Origin of the sequence: Halobacillus massiliensis, assembly GCF_900166625.1 — a bacterium.
GTDB classification, from domain to species: Bacteria; Bacillota; Bacilli; order Bacillales; family Halobacillaceae; genus Halobacillus_A; species Halobacillus_A massiliensis.
In genome coordinates this window covers 1,851,422-1,877,428 of record NZ_LT800499.1, presented here as the reverse complement: position 1 = coordinate 1,877,428, position 26,007 = coordinate 1,851,422, and the positions used below count along the sequence as shown (strand labels likewise).

Sequence of the window (26,007 nt, the reverse complement as noted above, 5' to 3'; positions counted from 1 at the left end):
ACCCCTTCTCTCTTATGCCTTTTTTAATAATCTATGGGAACTTCTCCTTAAATATGATAAAGAGAGACAGGAGTATTTTATAAGGGGCAAGCCCCACATCCAGTGTTTGAAAAATCTATGAGCACTAAAAAACTCACAGGCCAGCTTGAAAAGCTTACCTGTGAGTATAGTTTTTTAAGCGCGCATTCCAAAGAATCGCTTCACTTTTGTTAATAGTCCCGGTTCTTCCTCTAAACTAAGCAGAGGAACTGATTCTCCAAGTATTCGCCGTGCAATGTTTCGGTAGGCTAATGAAGCTTTTGTATCCGGAGTCAGCGCTACAGGCTCCCCTTTATTTGAGCCTTCAATGACCGCATCATCATCCGTTACTATTCCGAGGAGATCAATGGATAATATATTGACGATTTCATCTACATCCAGCATGGCCCCATCTTTTAACATATGTGGCCTGATACGATTGATAATAAGCTTAGGAGGTTCTAATTCTTCTTGTTCAAGAAGGCCGATTATCCTGTCTGCGTCACGCACACTCGATTTCTCAGGAGTGGTTACTACGATTGCTTTATCAGCCCCTGCCACAGCATTTTTGTATCCCTGTTCTATACCAGCCGGACAGTCAATCACAACGTAATCATAATCCTGCTTCAGCTCTTCAATAATATCTTTAACAGCTTCAGGAGTAACAGAACTTTTATCGGAGGTCTGTGCAGCCGGGAGCAGATGAAGACAATCAAATCTTTTATCTGTAATTAATGCTTGTTTTGTTTTACAGCGCTCCTCAACGACATCGACAATGTCATATATGATTCGGTTTTCCAGTCCCATGATGACGTCAAGGTTTCTTAAACCAATGTCCGTATCGACGAGGCAAACCTTTTTATTTTGCAGGGCTAGAGCAGTTCCCAGATTAGCAGACGTAGTTGTCTTTCCGACTCCTCCCTTACCCGAGGTAATGACAATTGCCTCACCCATTAAGCATTCTCCTTTCATAGCTGACTAAATCCGGTTTTTTCTTCATGACTTCCTGTAATGGAGCTACACGGATCTTGCTTTCCGACTGATCTATAAAGCCGCATTCGTTATATACCCCTTCTTCACTATCTTCAGGTGCACGAGACAGCTGGTCGGCTATTCGAAGCTGGTTTGGTTTCATATAAGAAGCAGCGATGACCGTTTCCGTATCGCCGTTTCTCCCTGCATGAGCAATACCCTGCAACTTTCCCATTATAAATATATTTCCTGTAGCCGTCACCCGGCCACCTGGATTTACATCACCAAGCAGGAGTAAATCCCCTTTCACTTCAACCACCTGGCCTGATCTTACGGTTTTTACGATCGGTTTGACATCCGTTTGTTCTTTCCATTCCAAAGCGTGAGCTTTAGTTATTACATTGGAATCGATACGTTCCACTACTAATTTTTGTCGTTCCCGCACGATTTCTTTCAACTGATCCTGTTGGTCACTTGTTAAGAAGCGGTTTCCAAGCTGAATGTTCACCCGGATCATTGGTTCTTCTGTTTCGTCTCCGCTTCCTACAGATAACTTCTCCTCCAGCTCCTTCAGAATATCGTGAAAAGAACATTGGTCATTCAACCTTAGAGTTAAGCCGTCTCTTGTTCCTTTGATTGTAACGATCTGCTGAGTTTTAACTGACACAAGCTTTCACCTCTAACCTAGCCCATGAATTAGCTTAAGCATTTTCAAAATCGATGCCCCAACGCTCTACACGGTTTTTCACCAATGGGTATAAGATAACAAAAAAGATGACATTTGCAAGTAGAGTGGGAAGCATTCTTAAAATTAAATAATGGCCCCAATTCATAGCTGATATTTCTACAAAAGAATAGATTATATAAAGGAGCGTATCCGCAAATGCTACCCCGGCAATAGCCAGCAACGTGGAAGCAATAAAGTTAGCATGAAAAAATTTCTTCAAACCATGAACGACGTAGGCTGTAAAGGCGTAAGTCACCATATAGACCCCTAGCACCCCAGTGTATACTACATCAATCAGGAGGCCGAATATAATTCCATACCAGACGCAAAAATACGTATTGTCCTTATCAAAAAAAATTGCAACAAGCATAACCATACATAGTACCCAATGCGGGGTAACGAGTAACTCTGAATAAACAATAGAAGAAGGCAGCAGGCTCATTGCCATACCTTGAAGTGCCAGCAGAACAAGCAAAATTGCAGCAATTAGAAATCGAATCATTGTTCTTCGCCTTCCTCGCTCGTATTCACCGTATCCATATCTCTATCCACTACCATTACGTGGTTGATGTTAAACAGGTCGGCAAATGGCTTTATGTAAGCCGTTTTCGTTAGGCCTGTGCTGTCATTTTGAACTTCGTCAACTGTCCCGATTCTTAGATCGCTTGGGAACACTCCCCCCAAACCAGAGGAAATAACGACGTCTCCTTTTTCCAATTCCTCGCCGAGTTTTATTCCCTCAAGCAGCAGACGACCGCTTTCACTGTCATATCCTTCGATGAGGCCGAATACGTTATCTTCCCCTTCTCTTACAACGTAGGATGAAATTTTATTAGACTCATCAAAACCACTCAGCAGCTGAACATTGGAATGAAAGGCACCGGCCGACTGTACTTTCCCAACCATCCCATCACTGGTAATGACGGCCATATCTTTTTTGATGCCATGTTCTTCTCCCCGGTTAATCGTCATCTGCTCAAACCAGCGATCTGAGCTCCTGGCAATGACCGTAGCATGGATAGGAGTATAATCCTTCATAGATTCCTCTTTATCCAGTGCAGCTCTCAGCTCTGCATTGTCCTTTTCGAGCTGTTGATTGTCCTGGATAAGCCCTTTATATTCATCAAGTCGATTTTTTAAAGCTTCATTCTGCTCATAAACATTCAACATATTTTGGATGTTTTGATACGTATTATCAGCAACTTGAAATGGTGCATGGAAAATCGTTTGCACCCATCCGATGGAATCCTGCAAAAATTTTTCCGGAACCGTCAAAGAATCCCGGTCTCTCGTAGAAAAGCCTATAAGTGCCGCTAAAATTATAAAACTAATTAATAAAATCATGAGTCCTCTTCTGCGAAACAATGATGGCATAGATAGACTCCTTACTCCGTTTTAGTACGGGCAGCCACATTAGGCTGTGAGCGGAACTGGTGAATGTATTCCAAGGATTTACCCGTTCCAATCGCGACACAATCCAACGGTTCATCAGCTATGAATACTGGCATATTGGTTTCTTCACTTAATACACGGTCAATGTTTTTTAACAAAGCTCCACCGCCTGTTAATACGATTCCACGTTCTATAATATCAGCTGCTAACTCAGGGGGTGTTTTCTCAAGAGTGTTTTTTACGGTTTCAACGATCGCCTCTACTGTATCCTTTAATGCTGTAACAATTTCCTGAGATTGTACGGTAATCGTCTTAGGAAGTCCCGTCAGCAGATCACGTCCGCGAATTTCCATTCCCTTTTCAGTTTCATTTTCAGTTTCAACATTGCCGGCTCCGCCGATTTCGATTTTAATATCTTCAGCCGTACGTTCACCGATCATCAGGTTATACTTCTTACGCACATGCTGAGTGATCGCATCGTCCATTTCATCACCAGCTACTCTAATCGATTGGCTGGTAACGATACCGCCCAGGGAAATAATCGCAACCTCAGTCGTTCCGCCTCCAATGTCGACCACCATACTTCCCGTAGGGTCCCATACCGGCATACCTGCTCCAATTGCTGCTGCAAAAGGTTCTGCGATCGGAAAAGCTTCCTTTGCGCCCGCCTGCTTTGTCGCATCAATAACAGCGCGTTCCTCAACCATTGTGATTCCTGAAGGTACGCACACCATTACGTTTGGTTTACTTGCAAAAGAAGAGCGGTTTTTTAAAGCCTGCTTAATATAATACTTCATCATTTGGGCTGTCGTATCATAGTCAGCAATTACTCCATCTTTCATAGGCCGGATTACAGATATGTAGTTCGGTGTTCTTCCGAGCATGTTTCTGGCATCGTTCCCTACCGCTTCAATTTCTCCTGTCTGATTGTTTTTAGCTACCACGGACGGCTCTCTTAATATAACTCCTTTATTTTTTAAAAATACTAACGTATTGGCTGTTCCCAAATCGATTCCTAAATCCTGTTGAAAACCAAATAACCCCAATAATATCTTCCTTTCTGGCACACACTTCATAACTATTTATTATTTAATCTACCACGAGAAGAGCGCCATTTTATAAGAATGAACCTTATAAATGGCGCCTACTTTATTACATCTATTCAATTATACGAAAAATAAATAAAAATAGATAGTGTTATAGATAGCCTTTTTCTTTTAAGGAAATAAATTTGCGATCACCAATAACTATATGATCCAGCAGCTCGATTCCAATCATTTTTCCACATTCATTCAATCTTCTTGTGACTTGAATATCCTCTTGAGAAGGGGTAGGATCTCCGGAAGGATGGTTATGTGCGCAAATGATTGAAGCTGCAGAACGTTTGACTGCTTCCTTGAAAACCTCTCTCGGATGAACGATCGATGCATTTAAGCTGCCTATAAAAATAGTCTGGCGATGAATGACCTGATTTTTCGTATTTAAAAACAGACAGACAAAATGCTCTTGTTTCAGTTCTCTCATTTCTTCCATGATGTAATCTGCTCCGTCTTCAGGACTTCGTATGACATAGCGCTCAGCCAATTTGGTACGATGAATTCTTTGACCAAATTCTATGGAGGCCAGCAATTGTACCGCTTTAGCAGTTCCAATGCCTTTGATTGCTGTAAGCTCTTCTATCGTTGCCCCTTTAAGCAAATCAATTCCTTCAAAATGTACGAGTATCCTTTTGGCAAGTTCTGTGACGGATTCCTGTCTTGATCCGCTGCCAAGCAGAATGGCCAGCAGTTCCTGGTGGGACAGGTTGGCTGGTCCATATTTGAGACATCTCTCCCTGGGACGATCTTCTTTAGGTATATCCCGAATCATTAAAGAGTTTGTCAATTAAACATTCATCCTCTCTTTTCCGTTCCCTCAATAAGGGGTGCCTTTATTTTATAAAAAGAGAAGGATTTAGTTTAGTCAGTAATTATGAAAAGAAATTAATGAATAAAGGAACAAGTTTAAGATTTATATAAGCCAAAACTTACTTTCCCCACTAAAAACACAGCAAAAATTTTAAACATTAATTCTTCATCGAATTTATGGCCTTTGCGAATGACAGCCAGCTTATACCATTATTCTCCCCGCTGTTCCATTCTTTTAAAGCTTCTAAAAATCCGGGTGCAGGATCTTTACTTTGTTCATAGGCTTGCAGCAGTTTTGCCCGCTCCCCTTGCGGGACTGAGTGAAGGGTTCTCGCTTCTAAATGGCCTATAATTGTCTGTACAACTTGCGACTGGTCTTTTGATACACCAGCCTTTCCACCTGATATTGTCCATTCTTTCTTATAAACAGGAATGTCCTTAGCCGAATATCCTTCTGACACTTCATTGATTCCTGAAGAGAGATCTTCGCTTCCAGACAAGAGAAAAAACTGCCCGTCTTTTTCCCAGATAAGAGAAGGAATAGACTGTTCTGCTAAGTTTTCCTTCCATTCCTGCGCCTTTTCTTCTGTTGAGAAAACTCCGCTTTGGATGACGTTCACGGAGAGATCCGGAATTTCCAGCGACGCTGGTTGGCCTTGCTCAGAAGCTGAGGGCGCACCCTGTGTCATTTGAGACTGGGCGATCGCTCCCCCATCAGTAGCTGCTACAAAAACTTTTAACAAAATAAATCCCAGCACAAGACTTACTGCCAAAGCGGTAAAAATGGATAGTGTCACATGCTTTAGGGAAGAAGGAGCAATGTTTCTGCGAATAGTGGCTGCCGCCGGTTTTTTTTGAATTTTCGTTTTGTGATAGTCCTCAATACTTTTCACTTGGGCAGCGGCATGTTCTTCCTTTGCTTGGATGATTTCCGAATTGGTCTCTTTGTTTTTATAGGAAATAATAATTTTGTTTCTTTCACCCACAAGGTTTCACTCCTCTTCTTTTTTCCAAATCTATCACAGCCCTCTTAAAAAACACGTTAGTTTTTGTCATGAGGCTTCGACAATCTTCAAACTGCTTGGGAAGTGTGTCTCTTTCTTTCAGTAATAAAATTAGTGAGGTTATGAAACCCTCACTAATCTGGTGATTCTTTATATTTATACTCTTGTGCCATCAAATATATGATTTTTTTATGAGAGAAAGTATAGAAGGTACCACTGAATAAGGGCCTCTCCGTACATAAATGCCGTCATCCCTCCAATCGACAAAAAAGGAGCAAATGGTATTTTACTCTTAAGGTTTTTCTTTGCAAAGGCCAGCAGGAAGACACTTAATATGAAAGCTGTCAGTACAGCTGTCAAAAAAGCTACGAGAAGAAGTGAAGGTCCGAGAATAAAACCAATAAGCCCCAGGAGCTTCATATCTCCTCCCCCCATACCTCCACGGCTGCAGATTATGATAGCTGCAGTTCCCACCAGTCCGATTAGAGCACCTGCCGCACTATGCCACCATGGATCTAGTGGATATATGAGCCGAAACAAAAAGAAAATGCTGAAAAAAAATAACAGTACGGTATTTGGAATGACCTGGTACATCAAATCGCTGACAATGAGGATATGGAATAGGGTATAGAGCAGGAGCGCTGGAAGAAGTTTTATATGGGAGTCGATAGCTATATAAAAGAGAAGGAAAGCGGAACCGCTGAGGATTTCCATGAGGGGATAAAGAATGGAGATACGCTTGTTGCAGTGTCGGCACGATCCTTTTTGCAGAAGAAAAGAAAAGACAGGTATTAATTCATGCCATTCAAGCTGATTCCTGCAATGGGGACAAAACGATCTGTTTCGAGTAAAGGATATCCGCTTAGGAAGCCGAAGGCCGATAACGTTATAAAAAGAGCCGAGGGTCATCCCGAGCAAAAAGAAATAGATAGATAACACTTGTATATCACTCCTGAGGGTTTTTTTAGGGGGTAATAAGAAAAGAGGAGGAAAGCACACACTGCTTATCGCTGAGGAGTGCGTGCCAATGTATCATAGCTGGCGATTTTGTCACGGCCCTGCTGTTTAGCTCCAACATACATCGCCCTGTCAGCATGACGGGTAAGTTCAAGCAGGTTATTACAATGCTCAGGGTAGGAAGCAACACCAATGCTTACCGTGATATTTATGTGTTTAGGCTGAGTATCATTTTGTATATGCTGCCAGGTAGTAAAAGGTAACAGACTAATCGCTGATTTAATCTCTTCGGCGACAATCAGTGCTTCCTTACTTCCCATTCCAGGCAGAAGGATGGTAAACTCTTCTCCTCCAAGCCGAGCAGCAATCCCACGGTCATTCAATATAGTCTCAATACGTGCGGCAAGCTCACAGAGAACCTCATTGCCAGTTTTATGGCCGTAATAGTCATTTACAGACTTAAAATAATCTATATCCAGTAAAATTTGGGATACCGACTGGGTTTCATCTTTCTGGGCTAAGTCTCTTAAATATTTATCAAAGTATCGATAATTATATAGCGATGTTAAAGGACAGCGTTCGCTTTCATCCTTTGTTTTTTCGTAATGGCGAGCATTATCAACCGCTACAGCCAGGTAGCTGCCCAGTATATTTAAAATCATATACTGGTATTTAAAAAAAATTTTAGGCTTAGTAGCATATACCGTAATAATCCCTACGATGGAATCTCTTCTTAACACGGGGAGAGAAATAACACTTTCTGCATCGTGAGGCGTTAAATCATCGGCAAGATGCTTCCACTCTTTATGATGGTGGTAATGCTTCCCCATTCCTTTTCGCAAAGTATCTTCACTTAACTTTTCCATTGTCTTATAAAATTTCGGCTGGATTAAATTATTATGACCATAAGACCGAATCAGCTTCACCATTTGTTTTTCGTTTACGTCATACACATACATGTAATCCATCGGCAAAAGCCTGGTCACTCTTTTCACAAATACATCGAGTACTTCAGTTACACTGAGGCTTCCAGTGAGTTCATGTCCAATATCACCGGTCTTCCTCAAGTAATTATTTAATTCACTAGTTTTATGGAACTGCCGCAGCATAAACGATATCATCAAAAATGGCAGTCCTACTAAGTAAACCGCCTGGGGACCTGTTTCTTTATAAAAGAAATATAGAATTATCCCTACAGGAGCAATCAGCAGAGTCGTTACAAATTCCCACTTTATTCCCTGATCAGAAAGCCGCTGCTTTTTTCCATAAAGGTATCTTCTAATAAAAAGAAGCAAAATATGGTTTGCAATAATCTGGGTCAGCAGATAGGCAGATACAGGAAATACATCACTGGCCTCATTTAAAGCACGGCCACCATGGTCCCCTCCTAAAAGATAATAAATGGCGGCAGCAATTACAGAAATCCCTAGAAACATTAACATGTTTAAAGGGACACGAAAAAACTCTTTCTTCCCTATCCCGATCTTCGCTAATAAGAAGAGGAGGGCTATCTGAATGACAAGGATTTCAACTAATAATCCAAAGTACAAAAAGACAGTAAAACTGATCCCATTTGTTAAAAATACCGGGTGTTCACCCATCAAGAGAGGAAATAAAGCCACGATCGAAGCTAAGATAATGAACAAAAGAATATCAGTTTTATAGTCAAAAATAGAGAAAGGAGAGTGTAAATAAATTAAATAGACGGATACAGGCCAGACGGCAGCCCATATTCCATAAACGGCCAGCTTCTTCCACCGGGAGACCAATCAAGCTCTCCTCCTTCCCCCATCCATTTAATAGAAAATTCAAACTATTTATATATTACCATAGCCCATATTGTTATTCAAAAATTTTCCTTACTTCCGAAATAAAGTAGAGCGAACCAGAAATAACTAATACATCTTTTTCTGTCAACTTACCCAGAAGCATTTCAACAGCTTTTTTGTAATCATTTTCTACATATGTGGGAACAATAGGTGACTTTTCAGCAAGCTCCTTAGCCTGGAACGCTTTAGGGAAGTCAAATTCAGTAACCCAGACTTCATTTACGAGAGGTTTGAGCTGATTGAGCATTTTATAGACTGGCTTATCGTTTATAGCGGCATAGATTAAATAAATCGTCTTTTCACTATAGCGCTGCCTCAGGGTATCGGCCAGTGATGCCATCCCTTCTTCATTATGAGCACCATCAATAATAACAAGAGGCGATTCGTTTACCATCTCAAATCTGGCTGGCCAATACGTTGACATGATCGCTTCCGGGTAAAAGCTTTGCTGAATTAAGAATCCCATCTTCCTTAATAGTTCTACAGCAGCCAAAGCTAATGAAGCATTGCTTACCTGGTGGCTTCCCATAAGAGAGGAAACCAATAGTGGAGAAGTATAATCTGCCATTTCAAATTTGAATGCTTCCCCCCGCTCTTCAGCTGATATATGCTGTGCTGTAAAATCTCTTTGGTACTCAAATAAAGGCGAGTTTTTAATACAAGCTTCTTCTTTAATAACGGATAAAGCTTCCAGCTGGGAGACTGCCGTTACAACAGGAACTCCAGTCTTTATGATACCAGCCTTTTCTTTAGCAATCTTCTCATAAGTGTTTCCGAGAATAGCCATATGATCTTTTCCGATATTCGTAATAACAGAAATAAGCGGAGTTATGACATTAGTAGAATCATACCTTCCACCAAGCCCTGTCTCCACTATCGTAAAATCGACATCTTTTTCAGAAAAATAAACAAAAGCCATCACTGTAATGGTCTCGAATTCTGTGGGTTCTCCTATGGCAGAACCTTTAAGCTCGTCGACCAGCGGCTTTATTCTTTTAGCCAGATCAGCCAGATCTTCATCCGCTATTGGATCCCCATTAATGCTCATCCGCTCATTAAACTTTATAATATATGGTGAAGTAAAAGTTCCAATTGTGTAGCCCTGTTTCTGAAGCAGGCTTCTGAGAAAAGATACGGTCGACCCTTTTCCATTGGTACCTGCTACGTGAACAGCACGCAGTTTTTTTTCAGGATGATCCAGTTTCTCAAGCATCCACTGCATACGTTCCAGCCCTGGTTTAATTTTGAATTTTTCTCTCGTATGGATCCAGTTGATTGCCTCTTCATAATTCATTTTGTTCTTCCCCCCACTTCATAAAAGAGGAGAGTATTCAAATGAATACCCTCCCTTCTGTTTTCCTTTTATGCCTTTAGTTCTTTAATTCGGGCTTCTACTTTCTCACGTTTATCTACATAATCTTTTTCTTTTTTACGCTCTTCGTCCACTACCTGTTCGGGTGCCTTCTTAACAAAACCTTCATTTGAAAGCTTCTTCTGTACCCGGATAACTTCACTGTCCCATCTCTTCCATTCTTTCTCCAGACGCTGGATTTCATCATCAATATTAATCAATCCGGCTAGAGGCAGGAACAGCTCTGCTCCCGTTACTACAGCAGACATTGCTTTTTCAGGTGCTTTCACCTGTGTGGAAATCTCTAATTCACTAGGGTTACAAAAACGTTCCAGATAACTCCGGTTATTCTCTAGCTCTGCTACAACCTGATCATCCTTCGCTTGAATAAGCAGCTGGATCTCCTTAGACATCGGTGTATCCACCTCAGCTCGAATATTTCTAACGGAGCGAATAATGGAAACAAGACGCTGCATTTCCGTTACTGCCTGCTCATTATGAAGGTCTGCTCTTACCTGCGGCCAGGAAGCCTGTGTGATGGACTCGCCTTCATGCGGCAGGTGCTGCCAGATTTCTTCTGTAATAAACGGCATAAACGGATGAAGCATTCTCATAATCTGATCAAGTGTATAGGCCAAAATAGAGCGTGTCGTTAGAATACGTTCTTCATCTTCACCATACAGCGGAAGTTTAGCCATTTCAATATACCAATCACAGAACTCATCCCAAATAAAGTTATAGAGATGACGACCCGCTTCTCCGAATTCATAACGGTCGATATTTTTTGTAACCTGTTCAATAGTTTCGTTCAGACGTGTCAAAATCCATTCGTCCGCAACAGATTTTTCACCAGATAAATCAATATCTTCATACTTTAAGTCACCCATGTTCATTAAAGCGAAACGGGAAGCATTCCAAATCTTATTGGCAAAATTCCATGTAGATTCAACTTTTTCCCATTGGAAACGCAGGTCCTGGCCTGGAGAAGAACCGGTAGAAAGGAAGTAGCGTAATGAATCAGCACCATACTTCTCGATCACATCCATAGGATCAACACCGTTGCCGAGAGATTTACTCATTTTTCTTCCTTCAGCATCGCGTACTAGTCCGTGGATTAATACATCTTCAAATGGACGGCGTTCTGTAAACTCAATGGACTGAAAAATCATCCGGCTGACCCAGAAGAAAATAATATCATATCCAGTTACTAACACATTGGTAGGAAAATAGCGTTTGAAATCCTCATTGTTTTCATCAGGCCATCCCATAGTAGAGAACGGCCACAAAGCAGAAGAGAACCAGGTATCTAACACATCTTCATCCTGCTCCCAATTTTCAGCATCTGCAGGGTCTTCTTTTCCTACATATATTTCTCCCGTTTCTTTATGGTACCAGGCCGGGATACGATGTCCCCACCAAAGCTGACGAGAGATACACCAGTCACGGATATTTCCCATCCAATTTAAATATGTTTTCTCAAAACGATCAGGCACAAAGCTTACTTTGTCATCAGTCGATTGTAAATTAATCGCTTCTTTAGCAAGAGGCTCCATATTTACGAACCATTGTGTAGATAAATATGGCTCCACAACAGCTCCACTTCGTTCTGAATGACCAACAGAGTGCAGATGTTCTTCGATTTCAAACAGCACTCCGCTCTCTTGAAGATCCTTTACAAGCTGCTTTCGGCATTCAAATCGGTCCATACCTTTGTATTTTCCGGCATTTTCATTCATTGACCCGTCTTCATTCATAACGAGAACACGCTCTAATTTGTGACGGTTTCCAATTTCAAAATCATTTGGATCGTGAGCTGGCGTAATCTTAACAGCTCCGGACCCGAATTCCATATCCACGTAATCGTCAGCAACGATTTCAATTTCACGTCCGACAATTGGCAGAATAACTTTTTTTCCAATTAAATCTTTATAACGTTCGTCCTTTGGGTGGACAGCTACAGCTGTATCTCCAAGCATGGTTTCGGGACGAGTTGTTGCGATTTCAATATAGCCATCTTCGTCTTTCAACGGATAACGCATATGGTAAAATGCGCCCTGTACATCTTTATACTCCACTTCGATATCAGATAAAGCCGTTTTTGTGGAAGGGTCCCAGTTAATAATGTATTCTCCGCGATAGATCCATCCTTTTTCATAAAGCTTAACAAAAACTTCCTTAACCGCTTCTGACAGCCCTTTATCAAGAGTAAAGCGTTCACGTGAATAATCCAGGCCAAGGCCGAGTTTTTCCCACTGGGTACGGATAAACTGAGCATATTCCTTCTTCCATTCCCATGACTTTTCCAGGAAGGCTTCACGGCCAAGATCATAGCGTGACTGTCCCTGCTCTTTCAGTTTAGCTTCTACTTTTGCCTGTGTAGCGATACCCGCATGGTCCATTCCAGGAAGCCACAGAACATCATACCCCTGCATACGCTTCACACGAGTCAAGATGTCCTGAAGGGTAGTATCCCAAGCATGCCCTAAGTGAAGCTTCCCTGTTACGTTCGGCGGCGGGATTACTACTGTATAAGGCTCTTTATTTTGATCGCCAGCAGCTTCAAAAAATTTGCCCTCCACCCAATATTGATAACGGTCTTTTTCAATTGCCGTTGGATCATATTTAGTCGGCATTGATAAATTATTATCTTCCATTAACGTTTTCCTCCTTCACATTCTCTGTGAAAATAAAAAAACCCTTTCATCCTATAAAGGACGAAAAGGTTTGCTTTTCCGTGGTACCACCTTTGTTTACAGAATAAATCTGTACACTCATCATGAATAACGGCTTTTAACCGGCTTCTTTTACTCATTTTTCAAAGAAACTGCATCCCGGGCGACCTTCCATCCACCTGTATTCCTGGAAAACTCTCAGCATTTGTTTTCCTCTCTGAAGGAACGGAGAATGTACTCTTCCCATTCACGGCATTTCACATATAGTTGTTAATATACATATTGTATATAGAATTCGCCGTTTTAGTCAACTCTTTTTAAAAAATGAGGAAGGTCAGGTGTTGTAAATGAGCCGTTTCTACCGTTACCGTCTTCCGTCATGGTGCCGGCAGGTTATCTATGTGTTTGAAATTGCCTGTTTGCCTATATTAATTTATCAGCTGTTTCGTACCTTATTTTTTCCGACGTCACTGGATGTTTTTCTTCTAGGAATATGGATCGGTATATGGCTTGCCTTCAAGTATAAATGGATCTAACAAGGGATATAGACAACTTGCCCCGCGGTTACTTCTTCTTCCATTTTATTTACCTTTTCCAGCTGTTTAACAGGCACTTCATATCGCTTGGCGATCATTTCGATTGTTTCATCTTCCTGAACGATATACATTTTCATTTGAGCATAAGTCTCATCCCTGTTAGGGAATAGGTGTTGAAAAATCTGTTTAAATCCATTAACGGACGGTGGTGATTCTTCCTCTTCCACTTCTTCGTTTTCTTCTTCATCACCTATTCCAGCCATTTTCGCTTTGTTTTCCTTTGGTGATTCAGATTCAGATTCTTCTTCTACCTCTTCCTCTTGCACTTCTGGTTTTTCTTCCACTTCTGTTTCTGCCGGTTCGCTCATCTGAAAGAATTCCGAAAAAGTTTGATATGTTTCTTTTCGGCCGCTTTCTTCATCTTCTGCCTTTTCCTGTGAACGAACTTCCTCCTCTTTATAAAGGACAGGTCCTAAAGTTACGACTTCATCATGCTCTATTCCTTCTCGTTGATTGGAAGGCTGCTCTTGAAATATACCATTCATTACAAGTTCAGCGTGAAGACGAAGCTGATTTGACTCAGGAATTTCATAATCAAAACTTTCAATATTAATAATAACGTCTTCCAAGTCAGCTACACGATCTTTAGAAACCGTAATTTCAACCGGGAACTGATGAAAGAATTCCGAAACACCTTCTGCGGACTTATCCACCCTTTGAATGACTCTCCCAGATTGGCGGACATCGTCTTCTCTGTAAATCCCTTCTTCCTGCTCTTTTGCAAGGTATTCTCCAGAAAGCTCTACAAAACCATGCAAACGAACATCTTCTCCTAAATCTGATATCGATACTTGCGGCTCCAAAGAAATCCCAAGCAGCTCATTAACTCCCTGTCCTTCCTTAAACCATAAAGATTCATCTAAAAAAAATGAAAAATCCTGATTTCTTTCCATGTTTATGTCTCCTCCCTATTCATACACTAAAAAGACATCTATTACACTCTATGCAATAGATGTTTTGTTATACATTGAATAGAGAAAGAAAAGTAGATTTCTGCTCTAAATAAGTGAACATAAAGAAAGCTGCCGGTTATCCGGCAGCTTTTAACTGTTAAAGATTTTGAAATACTTTTTCCACAGCTTCGATGGTTGCTTCAATATCTTCATCCGTATGGGAGGCAGATAAGAAAATCCCTTCGAATTGGGACGGCGGCAGGAAAATACCTTCTTGGATCATCCCTTGGTAATAGGCCGCAAATCTTTCTAAGTCAGACGCATTCGCTGTTTCAAAGTTGCTCACAGGCTGGTCAGTAAAGAATACCCCCACCATCGAACCCGCTCGGTTCACCATTAACGGAATATTATATTTCTCAGCCGCTCTCTTATAACCTTGAATCAAACGATCAACTTTTTTATTTATTTGTTCATAAGCTTCTTCATCCATCGCTTTCAGGGTTTCATATCCCGCAGTCATAGCCAAAGGATTTCCGGATAAAGTACCCGCCTGATAAATGTCACCCACAGGTGCGACGCGTTCCATAATTTCTTTTTTTCCTCCATAAGCTCCTACGGGAAGCCCGCCGCCGATCACTTTGCCGAGGCACGTCATATCAGGCGTAACGCCAAAATGGCCTTGCGCACTGTTGTAACCTACACGGAAACCTGTCATAACCTCATCAAAGATCAACACTGTTCCATTATCCTTCGTAATTTGGCGAAGGTCCTGAAGAAATTGTTCCTCAGGCGGTACCACTCCCATATTGCCTGATACAGGCTCAATAATTACCGCAGCAAGGTCATCACCATAGTTTTCAAATACATAACGTACACTTTCAATATCGTTATAAGGGACAGTAATCGTGTTTTTCGCAATCGATTCAGGAACTCCTGGCGAATCAGGAAGTCCAAGCGTTGCCACGCCGGACCCTGCTTTAATAAGCAGGGAGTCGCCGTGTCCATGATAGTTGCCTTCAAATTTAAGAATCTTGTCACGACCTGTATACCCTCTGGCCACCCTAAGTGCACTCATGGTCGCTTCAGTACCGGAGTTAACCATGCGAAGCATTTCAATTGAAGGGACACGATCAATGACGAGTTCAGCTAATTCATTTTCAATTTCAGTTGGGGCGCCAAAGCTTGTTCCGGATTCCGTCGTTTTCTTCAAAGCCTCCACGACACGATCATCTGCATGGCCCAGAATTAATGGTCCCCAGCTCAGCACATAATCAATGTACTCATTTCCATCAATATCATATATTTTAGAACCTTTTCCTCTTTCCATAAAAATAGGATCCATTTTTACTGATTTAAAGGCTCTTACCGGAGAATTAACCCCTCCCGGCATGTAATTTACGGCTTTCTTATAAGCATCAATTGAACGATCGAACTTTTTCATAAAATCGCTACACCCTTTCCTGTCCAGCTTTATTGCTTGTCAATATATCTTGCAGCATCTTTTGCAAAGTAAGTAATTATTAAGTCTGCTCCTGCACGTTTCATAGATGTCAGCTTTTCCATTACGATTTCTTCTTCGTTCACCCATCCATTGGCTGCTGCCGCTTTAATCATGGAGTATTCGCCGCTTACATTATAAGCCACTAAGGGCAGAGGAAAACGGTCTTTTACTTCACGCATAACATCAAGATAAGATAAAGCAGGCTTTACAATTAGAAAATCTGCTCCCTCTTCCACGTCAGACTGTGCTTCACGTATTGCTTCTAAGCGATTGGCCGGGTCCATTTGATAGGCCCTTCTGTCACCAAACTGTGGAGAGCTGTGAGCCGCGTCACGAAATGGACCATAGAAGGCAGAAGCGTACTTAACAGCATAGGACATAATCGGAATATCACTATAGCCTGCTTCATCTAAACCATGTCGGATGGCTGCAACAAATCCATCCATCATATTTGAAGGTGCAATAATGTCTGCCCCGGCCTCCGCCTGACTGACGGCTGTCTTTGTAATAAGTTCAAGAGATTCATCGTTCACAATCTCTCCATTCCGTACAACACCACAGTGCCCATGGTCTGTATATTGACACAGACAAGTATCTGCAACTACTGTTAAGCTTGAATGGGCCTCTTTAATATGGCGGATAGCTCTCTGAACAATGCCTTCTTCCTGGTAGGCTTGTGATCCGATTTCATCTTTTTCATTTGGCACACCAAATACAATCACAGAACGAACCCCCAGCTCTTCAAGCTCGTTCATCTCTTCTGAAAGATTGTCAAGAGATACTTGATGGACACCAGGCATAGAAGCTACCGGGTTTTTAATATTTTCCCCTTCTAACACAAAGATCGGGTAAATCAAGTCTTCTTTTCTCAAATGAGTTTCACTGACAAGGGCACGCATGGATTCTGTTCTTCTCAGTCTGCGGTGTCTTTTAAATTCAAGGTCTTTCATGTAATTTTCCTTCTTTCTGGAAGTAGTCGATTATTATTTCAATCATTCCATCAACAGTAAATTCATGAGGAACGTAAATTGATTGAAAACCTGCCGCTTCTGCAGCTTTAGCAGTTGATGATCCAATACAGAAGCAGGGAACATACCGAGCCGATTTAACGTCGACTGCCTCAATAAAAGCTTTTACAGTCGATGGGCTAGTAAAAGTCAGCGCGTCCATTTCGGGCAGCATTTCCCCTAAATTCTTAACTTCTTTTACTAGTAGGGTATCATACACGGTTAGAGAATCAAAAGGAATACCCTGGTGGCTAAAAGCTTCAGGAAGAACGTTTTTCGATAGGTTGCCACGAACGAACAGAACTTTCCCTGGGTTTCTATTTTTTGATAAAAATTCTGCCTGCATCGCTTGAGCGTGGTAGCTTTCAGGCACGAAAGAGGCCTGGACATCGTATTCATGAAGAGCCTTTTCAGTTTTTGAACCAACCGCCGCCCACTTCAAACAGGATGGGAGCTGGACTTTAAACTCTTCAAGCCACTCGAAAAAAAACTTCACGCCATTGAAGCTCGTTATAAAAACCCAGCTATAGTCGTGAAGGTTTGTTAGTATATCTTCAGTTTTATCAGTCCAGCACCGCTGAAACTTAATAAGAGGTATATGAAGAGGCTCTGCCCCTAAACCTTTCAGCTTAAGAACAAAACCCTCGCCTTGAGGATGTGCACGCGTCACGAGTATTTTTTTCCCCGCAAGCGGCCTGCTCATCAATCTCCATACTCCTCTCTTGCTTTCTCAACGATGTCTACCGCTCCCTGTGCTTTCAGCCGATCAGCGGCTTCCTTTCCGACAGCCACCGGATCTTCTCCCGTAACCGTTTCATGAAGAATAGTTTCACCGTCTGGCTTTCCTACTAGTGCTGTCAGTGTAATTTGCCCATCTTTTATGAAAGCATAGGCACCGATAGGGACCTGGCAGCCGCCATTTAAATCATGAAGGAACTTACGCTCAGCAGTTACCGTTCTTTCTGTATATTCATCATTGATTTCCTTTAACAGTTTGATTAGCTCATGGTCATCTTCACGACACTCCAAAGCAAGCGCACCTTGGCCAACAGCCGGTACACATACGTCAGGTTCAAGATACTCTGTTACTACATCGTCATCCCAGCCCATTCTCTTTAAACCGGCTGCCGCTAATATAATCGCATCAAAATCTTCTTCTTTAAGCTTTTGGAGACGTGTATCAATATTTCCGCGAATCCAGCGTATTTCTAAATCCGGTCGGTAGGCTTTTAGCTGGGAGCCGCGGCGAAGACTGCTCGTTCCCACAATTGCCCCTTCTTTTAAGTCCTTTAACAATACATTGCCATTTGAAACGAAAGCATCACGGTGATCCTCCCGCTCAGGGATAGAAGCAATTGTTAATCCCTCAGCCACAGCAGCAGGTACATCCTTCATACTGTGAACAGCCATATCAATTTCCTTATCGTACATTGACTGTTCAATTTCCTTTATAAATAAGCCTTTTCCACCAACTTTTGAAAGAGTGACGTCTAATATCTTGTCACCCTTAGTCGAGATTCTTTTGATTTCAAACTCATAAGAAGGATCTATTTCCTTTAAACGCTTTATCACCCATTCTGTTTGTGTGATAGCGAGATTACTTTTTCGGGATCCTATAATAATTTTTCGCATACGATATCCTCCTTAAGACTAGAAATGAAAATTTGATAATGAACCGAAGAGCAGAAAGTTAATGAGCAAAAACAAGAAAGCGGCACTATTAAAAATAGAAATAGACCTACCTTGATACCCTTTCACAACTCTTAAAAATAAATAAACCCCATACACCAGAAGTACTAATATGGAGCCAAGTGTTTTTGAATCATACCAGTAGAAGGTGTCGCCGGAAGTATACCCCCATGTCACCCCAAGAATTAAGGCAATGAGCAGCAGAGGCACCCCTAGAATGACAGCTATATAAGAAAAATGATCAAGTTTTGTTAAATCGCCAAGTCTAAACAGCTTGGCGTCCCACTTTTTCTGCTTGAGCAATCGATACTGAAGCAAATACATAATTGAAAAAATAAATGATAGTGTAAAAAAACCATAGGAGATAAGAGCCAATGTAATATGCACGACCAGCATTTCATGAACAAGAGAAAGTCCCTGGTCTTTTAATGTATTAGGTGCCCGTGTTGCAATGTAAAGAAGCATCACAAGAAAGCCTAACAAATTCGCAAAAAAAACAAAGAAATCGACCCGAAAAAGCCGGTTGATTATTAAGGAGAACGTGACTAGTATCCAGGAATAAAAATACAAGCTATCATAAACATTCACAATAGGAAAGTTTTCTTCAATAAAAACCTGAGCTAATAAAAAAAAGGTTTGCAAACCCCAAACCATACTAAGTAACCAGAAGGCCATCCGATTAGCCTTCCGGTTATTCTGAATAAAATCAATGAAATATCCTATTAAACTTGCACCATAAAGTAAAAGGATTAATTCATAAATCCATTTAAGCTCAAACATCCGCTGCTTCCACCCTTATGAATTCACAATCTTGTGAAGCGCTGCGAAAGAAAAGTTTTCACTTGAATCAGGAGCTTGTTCTTTTATATTCTTTTTCTCCTGCTCTTCGAGTTCCTTTTCCACTTCCTCTTCAATGCCGAAGATTTGTGTGAAGAGGCGCAAAGATTCTTCCGCATCAGGCTTGGCACTTAATTCTTTAGCTTGAAGAATAGGATCCTTCAGCATTTGGTTAATAATACTCTTAGTGTGTTTCCGCAAAACCTTTTTTTCACGCTCTGTTAGATTTGGCATTTTTCGTTCAATACTTTGCATTGTCTCGGCCTGAATGCCTAAAGCCTTCGTTCTAAGAGCAGAAATGACCGGCACCACACCAATCGTCTGCAGCCATTCTTTAAAATCAATAATTTCTGCCTCTATCATAATTTCAATCTCTTCTGCAGCTTGTTTACGAACGGCTAGATTAGCATCAACAATGCCTTGAAGGTCATCAATATCATAGAGAAAAACGCTCTCCAGATCTTCCATTCCAGGGTCAAGATCTCGAGGCACTGCAATATCTACAAGAAAAAGAGGCTTTCCTTTTCTTTTTTTATGAACAGGATCCATTTGGTTTCTTGAAATTACATATTCTGAAGAACCAGTTGAACTGATCACAATGTCAGCTTCTGTTAAAACATCCTGTAAATCTTCCATCGTGCGGGCTTGTCCATTAAATTGATCTGCCACGACTTTTGCTTTATCATGTGTTCGATTAATTACGGTAACTTGTTTAACACCCGAACCGTGTAAATTCTTCGCTGCAAGTTCTCCCATTTTTCCGGCACCGATTATAACAACGTGCTTATGAACTAAGTCGCCGAATATTTTACGGGCGAGTTCCACAGCAGCATAGCTCACTGATACAGCATTTTCCCCGATACCCGTATCTTTATGCGCCTTCTTGGCTAAAGTCACCGCCTGCTTAAACAGCTGATTAAATATAGTCCCCGTAGTACCAGCCTGCTGAGCTGTTTGAAAGGCTTGTTTGATTTGGCCAAGAATTTGGGTCTCCCCGAGAACCATGGAATCAAGTCCAGAAGCTACCCGGAATAGATGTTCCATCGCACCGTCAGCCTCTGAAATGGAAAGGAAGGGAGAAAAGTCTTCTTTGCTGATCTCAAACCATTCGGCTAGAAATTGCTTAATGTAGTAACGACCTGTGTGAAGCTGATCGACCACTGCATATATTTCCGTACGATTGCAAGTAGAGATAATTACATTTTCCAGAACACTTTTTTGTTGATTAAGGTTCTGCATCGCCTCTACCAGTCGATCATCAGAGAATGTCAGCTTTTCCCGAATTTCCACAGGGGCTGTCTTATAGTTTAACCCGATTGATAATACGTGCATTTTATATACCCCCAAGTTAAAAAGCGTCCTGTACAATCACATATGCCTCATTATAACATATAAAAAGCCATAGTTTTCTTTATAATATGAACAGATTTTGAAATCATTATGATAAGATATACATACAAAACGAATACGTCGAAAAAACAATTTAGAACAATTCTAATTTGTAACCCGTCATTAATATACCAAATCCCGACAGTGTTCGCAAGACAGACCTTTTATGTATTTACGGAGGAATGACATTGAAGAAACAAAATTCGTTTACCGGCTTTTTGCTCCTGGGATTAGGCGGATATTTTCTGCTTCGTCAATTCAATATTCCCTTTTTGAATCCCTTCTACTCATGGCCTACTATTTTAATTATTATTGGAGCGGCCCTATTATTACATAATTATTTTTCGAAAGATAGCTCTACTCTGCTTCCAGGCATTATTCTGACCGGCTTTGGCATTCATTTTCACGGTCTTGAGCGTTACCCGAACTGGATTGACCATTGGGCCGTCTATACCCTGATTATTGGCACAGGCTTCTTCATTAAGTATTTAAAAACAAAGTCAGGGATTATTCCAGCTCTTGTCCTGCTCGGACTGTCCATATTCGCTCTGTTTTCAACTTCCAATCCTGAATGGTTTGAATACATATCTGTAGTTATTACTTTTGTGGAGCGTTTTTGGCCCGTTGTGCTTGTTATAGCTGGTGTATATATCTTAAAAAAGAAGTAAAAAAAAGCCGTGAAATCCACGGCTTTTTTGTTTTTCCATTACCCATTATCTGCCGGGAACCTTCCTCAGGAAAAAAGCCTTGGAAGAAGGGTTCTTTGAGTCTCACTTAAAGGGAAAAAGTGTTCCGTTCACCACGATATAGATAACCGGGCCGGGGGAAACAACTCGCTTTCCATGGGTGAACGCTGAGCTTCCTCAGGCTAAAGCCTTCCGGGATCTCACCCTGTTCTTTTCTCCCATAGGAGTCTCGCCGTTTCCCCCTGTCCCTTTACGTATTTTTGAGTAACGGAACATATAAGAAGAGAGGATTGATCTCATTAGAGAGCTTAATGAGATTACAGCGTTCCGTTTCCCCATTAAATGTAAAGAGGCTGGGAAATGGCGAGACTCCTGCAGGGAGATAGAGCCATGGTGAGATCCGCGAGTGAAACGAGCTAGCTCACCGGCTCCCCGCGGAAAGCGAGTCATTTCCCAGCCGCGTTTCTCCGTACTTGATAAACGGAACAGGTCTTTCTCTTTCACCATTAAGAAGAAAATGAAGCAATAACGTGACTCCTGCAGGGAGAAGAGACAAGGTGAGATCCGCGAGTGCAGCGAGCTAGCTCACCGGCTCCTCGCGGAAAGCGAGTCATTTCCCAGACGCTTTTCTCTTGCTCCAGTAAAACGGAACTAACTTTTCCTTCTCTTAAAGGCTTAGTAAGAGATATGCTAAACCTCCTGCAGGGGATAGAGCCATGGTGAGATCCGGGAGTGTAATGAGTTGGCTCATCAGTTTCCCGAAGAAAACAAGAGTTTTTCCACCTGATTATTTCTTTTTTGGCAAACGGAATAGGTTTTATCGATCTTAATAATTAAAAAATACCGTAGCTTTTAAAGAATTGAGCTTAAGAACGCACGGGTTCTTTCTTCTTTCGGATGATCAAATATATCAGAAGGGCTGCCTTCTTCCACGATTTTACCTTCATGCATATATACGACTCGGTCAGCTACTTCCCGGGCGAATCCCATCTCGTGGGTCACTACGATCATTGTCATCCCTTCTTTTGCAAGCTGCTTGATTACTTGCAATACTTCTCCAACAAGCTCTGGGTCAAGCGCTGAAGTAGGTTCATCAAACAGCATAATCTCCGGCTTCATGGCCAAAGCTCTGGCTATCGCCACCCTTTGCTGCTGACCTCCTGATAGCCTTGAAGGAAAGTCATTTTCTTTGTCACTTAAACCTACTTTTCCGAGCATGTCCTTCGCTTCTTTCACTGCCTGCTGCTTACTTAATTTCCTTACAAGCATCGGGGCCTCTGTCACATTTTCCAGGACGGTTTTATGGGGGAACAGATTAAACTGCTGAAACACCATGCCGAGCTTCTGACGAATTTCGTTTAAACTGTCTTGCTTCGGCTGAATGGTCCGGCCAAGAATAGTAATTTCTCCGCTGTCTGGAAACTCTAAGAAGTTAAGACACCTTAGAAAGGTGCTTTTTCCTGAACCACTGGAGCCAATAAGACATACCACTTCATTTTTATTAACACTTAAATTGACATTGTTAAGCACCTGAGTGCGTTCAAATGATTTATTTAACCGATTGACTTGAAGAATTTCTTCCGACATATAGAACGATCATCCTTTTTGCGAAAAACACCACTCCTAAAAGGAATGGTGTTTCTTTTATATTTCTAAATATTCACGTATAACCTTCCATGACTGATCTTTTCCTTCTCCTGTTTCTGCAGAAAAAGGGATTAACAGATCATCTTCTGCCATTTCCAGTGTTGAACTTACGAGCTTTAACTGCTTTTGGATGTTACCTTTTTTAATTTTATCCAGTTTCGTTGCAATGACTATTACTGGTAAATCAAAATACTTTAGATAATCATACATCATACAGTCTTCATCAGAAGGTTCATGACGAATATCTACAATAAGAGCTGTAGCCCTTAGCTGTTCACGTTCAGCAAAGTATTCCTTCATCATTTTCCCCCACTTGGCCCGTTCCTTTTTCGAAACTTTAGCATAGCCATAGCCGGGGACGTCTACAAAATGGAAAGCTTCATTGATTTTATAAAAGTTTAATGTCTGGGTTTTTCCTGGTTTCGAAGAGGTACGCGCTAAATTTTTCCGGGAAATCAACTTGTTAATAAAAGAAGATTTCCCTACATTGGAACGTCCCGCCAGCGCGATTTCCGGTATGGGATCAGCTGGATATTGTTTCTTGCTTGCTGCACTAATTACTATTTCTGCGTGGTTAACTTTCATTTTTTTCTTTCACCAATGCTTTCTCTAATACTTCATCCAAATGCTTAACTGGAATGAAAGTTAAACCCTCTCTTACACTTTCAGGAATATCCTCAAGATCTTTCTCGTTATCTGCAGGAATAATAATAGTTGTAAGGCCTGCTCTATGGGCACTTAAAGATTTTTCCTTAAGTCCGCCAATCGGAAGCACTCGTCCTCTAAGAGTAATTTCTCCTGTCATTCCGACTTCTTTTCTTACCGGACGTCCTGTTAACGCAGAAACTAGAGCTGTTGCCATTGTAATACCTGCAGAAGGTCCGTCTTTAGGAGTAGCTCCCTCAGGGACATGAATATGAATGTCATTCTTCTCAGCAAATTCCGGATCCACTTTCAGCTCTTCAGCTTTTGAACGGATATAACTGAAGGCTGCCTGAGCGGATTCTTTCATAACATCCCCAAGTTTACCTGTTAATGTTAGATTTCCTTTGCCTGGATAAATAGACACTTCAATAGATAAAGTATCCCCGCCTGCTGTTGTATAAGCCAGACCTGTCGCTGCTCCGACCTGATCTTCAAGTTCAGCTTGACCATACCTGAATTTCGGACGTCCCAACATAATTTCAAGCTGTTTTTCACTAACTATTACTCGTTTCTTTTCACCTGATACGATGACTTTGGCCGCTTTTCTACAAACACCTGCCAACTGACGCTCCAGATTACGAACTCCTGCTTCACGCGTATACATGCGGATGAGTTTAAGCAGCGCCTCATCTTTTACTTGAATTTTACTTTTAGTTAATCCATTTTCTTTAATCTGCTTTGGCAATAAGTGATCTTTAGCAATATGAAGCTTCTCGACCTCTGTATATCCGGCGATTGTTATAACCTCCATCCGGTCAAGGAGCGGACCTGGTATGGAAGCCATCGTATTTGCTGTAGCAACAAACATTACATTCGACAAGTCATAATGTTCTTCAATGAAATGGTCGCTGAATGTGCTGTTTTGCTCTGGATCGAGTACTTCAAGCATAGCGGAAGAAGGGTCTCCTCTAAAATCGCTTGCCATTTTATCAATTTCATCGAGCAGAAAGACAGGGTTTATGGTTTCTGCCCGCTTCATCCCTTGAATAATACGCCCGGGCATCGCGCCAATATAAGTACGCCTGTGACCGCGAATTTCTGCTTCATCCCTCACACCGCCAAGGGAAACACGTACAAATTTACGGTTGATCGATCGAGCAATAGACTTTGCCAGTGAAGTTTTTCCGACTCCAGGTGGTCCTACTAAACAAAGGATGGGGCCTTTAATTGATTGAGTCAGCTGTTGAACAGCTAAATATTCAAGTACACGCTCTTTTACTTTCTCAAGCCCATAGTGATCTTCGTCAAGAATTTTTTCAGCATGATTAACATCGAGATTATCTTCTGTTTCCTCAGACCACGGCAACGAAACAAGCCATTCAAGGTAGTTACGGATTACAGAACTTTCCGCAGAACTTTGCGGAACTTTTTCATAACGGCCCAGCTCTTTTAAAGCTACCAATTCCACACGCTCCGGCATATTGGCTTCTTCTATTTTTTCCTTAAGTTGAGAAACCTCACCGTTTTTACCATCTTTATCACCCAGCTCGCTCTGGATGGCTTTCATCTGTTCTCGCAAATAATATTCCTTTTGAGTTTTCTCCATGGATTTTTTTACACGCTGGCCGATCTTTTTCTCAATTTGCAGAACTTCACGTTCATTTGAAATAAGTTCGATCAGATGCTTTAAACGTTCTTTTACACTATTGGTTTCAAGCACCTTTTGTTTGTCTTTAATCTTAATAGGAAGATGAGAAGTTATAATGTCTGCAAGATTCCCCGGTTCTTCAATGTCAGCCACTGTGTTGTAGGTTTCTTTACTTACCTTTTTAGAGACCTTTACATACTGGTCAAACTGTTCTAGAAGCGTCCGCATTAAGGCTTCTTCTTCTTTTTTATTATCATGTATATCTTCAAGCCTGGTGATTTCCGCTTCATAATAGTCTTCACCTTCTTGAATGTTCTCTACCGTTGCCCGGAAGAGACCTTCCACTAATACTCTGTTTGTTCCATTTGGCAATTTCACCATTTGTTTCACTTTAGCTACAGTGCCGATCTCATACATATCTTCAATGGATGGATCGTCAATATTAACTTCCTTCTGTGAAACGAGTAAAATTTGATTATCATCCATCATTGCCTGCTCTAATGCGTTTACTGATTTATCTCTGCCCACATCAAGGTGGAGTACCATCGAAGGATACACCAATAGACCTCTGAGAGGAAGGAGGGGGAGTTGTGTTTTATTGTTTTCAGTCAATGTTTGCACCTCCGAATTATCCTAATCG

At 41.4% G+C, this 26,007-nt stretch carries 23 protein-coding genes and 1 other annotated feature; of the genes, 2 read left to right on the top strand and 21 right to left on the bottom strand.

The window, feature by feature from the left end:
* Positions 1-174: 174 nt before the first annotated feature.
* The 11 genes from minD to B7E06_RS09205 all read right to left on the bottom strand — a co-directional run bounded on the left by minD (position 175) and on the right by B7E06_RS09205 (position 12,811).
* Positions 175-972: a septum site-determining protein MinD gene (minD, locus tag B7E06_RS09255; RefSeq protein ID WP_082233704.1), complete on the bottom strand. Its 798-nt coding sequence runs from the start codon at positions 970-972 to the stop codon at positions 175-177.
* Positions 965-1,657 (bottom strand): septum site-determining protein MinC, encoded by a 693-nt coding sequence (gene minC, locus B7E06_RS09250; protein WP_082233703.1) that lies wholly within the window; start codon positions 1,655-1,657, stop codon positions 965-967. The genes minD and minC overlap by 8 nt, the downstream gene beginning before the upstream one ends.
* A gap of 34 nt (positions 1,658-1,691) precedes the next feature.
* On the bottom strand, positions 1,692-2,219 hold the full coding sequence (gene mreD / locus B7E06_RS09245; RefSeq protein WP_082233702.1) for a rod shape-determining protein MreD: 528 nt from the start codon (positions 2,217-2,219) through the stop codon (positions 1,692-1,694).
* Positions 2,216-3,091, bottom strand: coding sequence for a rod shape-determining protein MreC (gene mreC / locus B7E06_RS09240; protein ID WP_082233701.1), 876 nt, complete (start codon positions 3,089-3,091; stop codon positions 2,216-2,218). Before mreC ends, mreD begins: the two co-directional genes overlap by 4 nt.
* A gap of 11 nt (positions 3,092-3,102) precedes the next feature.
* Positions 3,103-4,155: a rod shape-determining protein gene (locus B7E06_RS09235; RefSeq protein ID WP_082233700.1), complete on the bottom strand. Its 1,053-nt coding sequence runs from the start codon at positions 4,153-4,155 to the stop codon at positions 3,103-3,105.
* 151 nt (positions 4,156-4,306) lie between these two features.
* Positions 4,307-4,978 carry a RadC family protein gene (radC, locus tag B7E06_RS09230; protein WP_082235967.1) on the bottom strand — a complete coding sequence of 224 codons (672 nt, stop codon included), beginning with the start codon at positions 4,976-4,978 and terminating at the stop codon, positions 4,307-4,309.
* 196 nt (positions 4,979-5,174) lie between these two features.
* The gene (locus B7E06_RS09225; protein WP_082233699.1) at positions 5,175-6,002 is read right to left on the bottom strand and encodes a hypothetical protein; all 828 of its coding nucleotides are present in this window, start codon (positions 6,000-6,002) and stop codon (positions 5,175-5,177) included.
* Positions 6,003-6,209: 207 nt separating this feature from the next.
* Positions 6,210-6,959 carry a prepilin peptidase gene (locus tag B7E06_RS09220; protein ID WP_082233698.1) on the bottom strand — a complete coding sequence of 250 codons (750 nt, stop codon included), beginning with the start codon at positions 6,957-6,959 and terminating at the stop codon, positions 6,210-6,212.
* Between the two features lie 65 nt (positions 6,960-7,024).
* Complete coding sequence (locus B7E06_RS09215) at positions 7,025-8,746, bottom strand: sensor domain-containing diguanylate cyclase (protein ID WP_082233697.1); 1,722 nt, start codon at positions 8,744-8,746, stop codon at positions 7,025-7,027.
* A gap of 73 nt (positions 8,747-8,819) precedes the next feature.
* Positions 8,820-10,100, bottom strand: a complete 1,281-nt coding sequence (locus B7E06_RS09210) for a bifunctional folylpolyglutamate synthase/dihydrofolate synthase (RefSeq protein ID WP_082233696.1) — start codon at positions 10,098-10,100, stop codon at positions 8,820-8,822.
* 68 nt (positions 10,101-10,168) lie between these two features.
* Complete coding sequence (locus tag B7E06_RS09205) at positions 10,169-12,811, bottom strand: valine--tRNA ligase (protein WP_082233695.1); 2,643 nt, start codon at positions 12,809-12,811, stop codon at positions 10,169-10,171.
* Between the two features lie 53 nt (positions 12,812-12,864).
* Positions 12,865-13,089: a binding site (T-box leader), on the bottom strand.
* 87 nt (positions 13,090-13,176) lie between these two features.
* Here B7E06_RS09205 and B7E06_RS09200 point away from each other — a divergent pair.
* Positions 13,177-13,365 (top strand): hypothetical protein, encoded by a 189-nt coding sequence (locus B7E06_RS09200; protein WP_082233694.1) that lies wholly within the window; start codon positions 13,177-13,179, stop codon positions 13,363-13,365.
* On the opposite strand, the gene spoVID is transcribed toward B7E06_RS09200, so the two are convergent.
* From spoVID to hemA, 7 genes are all read right to left on the bottom strand, one after another.
* A complete protein-coding gene (spoVID, locus tag B7E06_RS09195; protein WP_082233693.1) occupies positions 13,362-14,318 on the bottom strand; it encodes a stage VI sporulation protein D in 957 nt (318 codons plus the stop codon). The two genes, B7E06_RS09200 and spoVID, sit on opposite strands and share 4 nt — an antisense overlap.
* A 157-nt stretch (positions 14,319-14,475) precedes the next feature.
* Positions 14,476-15,759, bottom strand: a complete 1,284-nt coding sequence (gene hemL, locus B7E06_RS09190) for a glutamate-1-semialdehyde 2,1-aminomutase (protein ID WP_082233692.1) — start codon at positions 15,757-15,759, stop codon at positions 14,476-14,478.
* A 29-nt stretch (positions 15,760-15,788) separates the two neighbouring features.
* On the bottom strand, positions 15,789-16,769 hold the full coding sequence (gene hemB, locus B7E06_RS09185) for a porphobilinogen synthase (RefSeq protein WP_082233691.1): 981 nt from the start codon (positions 16,767-16,769) through the stop codon (positions 15,789-15,791).
* A complete protein-coding gene (locus tag B7E06_RS09180; protein ID WP_082233690.1) occupies positions 16,756-17,529 on the bottom strand; it encodes a uroporphyrinogen-III synthase in 774 nt (257 codons plus the stop codon). The genes hemB and B7E06_RS09180 overlap by 14 nt, the downstream gene beginning before the upstream one ends.
* A complete protein-coding gene (hemC, locus tag B7E06_RS09175) occupies positions 17,529-18,458 on the bottom strand; it encodes a hydroxymethylbilane synthase (protein WP_082233689.1) in 930 nt (309 codons plus the stop codon). Before hemC ends, B7E06_RS09180 begins: the two co-directional genes overlap by 1 nt.
* Before the next feature lie 18 nt (positions 18,459-18,476).
* Complete coding sequence (locus tag B7E06_RS09170; RefSeq protein ID WP_082233688.1) at positions 18,477-19,295, bottom strand: cytochrome c biogenesis protein; 819 nt, start codon at positions 19,293-19,295, stop codon at positions 18,477-18,479.
* 15 nt (positions 19,296-19,310) lie between these two features.
* Positions 19,311-20,684 carry a glutamyl-tRNA reductase gene (gene hemA / locus B7E06_RS09165; protein ID WP_082233687.1) on the bottom strand — a complete coding sequence of 458 codons (1,374 nt, stop codon included), beginning with the start codon at positions 20,682-20,684 and terminating at the stop codon, positions 19,311-19,313.
* Between the two features lie 245 nt (positions 20,685-20,929).
* Here hemA and B7E06_RS09160 point away from each other — a divergent pair, with 245 nt between their 5' ends.
* Positions 20,930-21,409 (top strand): LiaI-LiaF-like domain-containing protein, encoded by a 480-nt coding sequence (locus B7E06_RS09160; protein WP_082233686.1) that lies wholly within the window; start codon positions 20,930-20,932, stop codon positions 21,407-21,409.
* Positions 21,410-22,279: 870 nt separating this feature from the next.
* Here the strand turns inward: B7E06_RS09160 and B7E06_RS09150 are convergent.
* From B7E06_RS09150 to lon, 3 genes are read right to left on the bottom strand one after another with little or no spacing between them, the layout of a single operon-like run.
* Positions 22,280-23,014: an amino acid ABC transporter ATP-binding protein gene (locus B7E06_RS09150; protein WP_082233684.1), complete on the bottom strand. Its 735-nt coding sequence runs from the start codon at positions 23,012-23,014 to the stop codon at positions 22,280-22,282.
* Positions 23,015-23,071: 57 nt separating this feature from the next.
* The gene (gene yihA / locus B7E06_RS09145; protein WP_082233683.1) at positions 23,072-23,659 is read right to left on the bottom strand and encodes a ribosome biogenesis GTP-binding protein YihA/YsxC; all 588 of its coding nucleotides are present in this window, start codon (positions 23,657-23,659) and stop codon (positions 23,072-23,074) included.
* Positions 23,649-25,913, bottom strand: coding sequence for an endopeptidase La (lon, locus tag B7E06_RS09140; RefSeq protein ID WP_425432224.1), 2,265 nt, complete (start codon positions 25,911-25,913; stop codon positions 23,649-23,651). The genes yihA and lon overlap by 11 nt, the downstream gene beginning before the upstream one ends.
* Between the last annotated feature and the right edge of the window lie 94 nt (positions 25,914-26,007).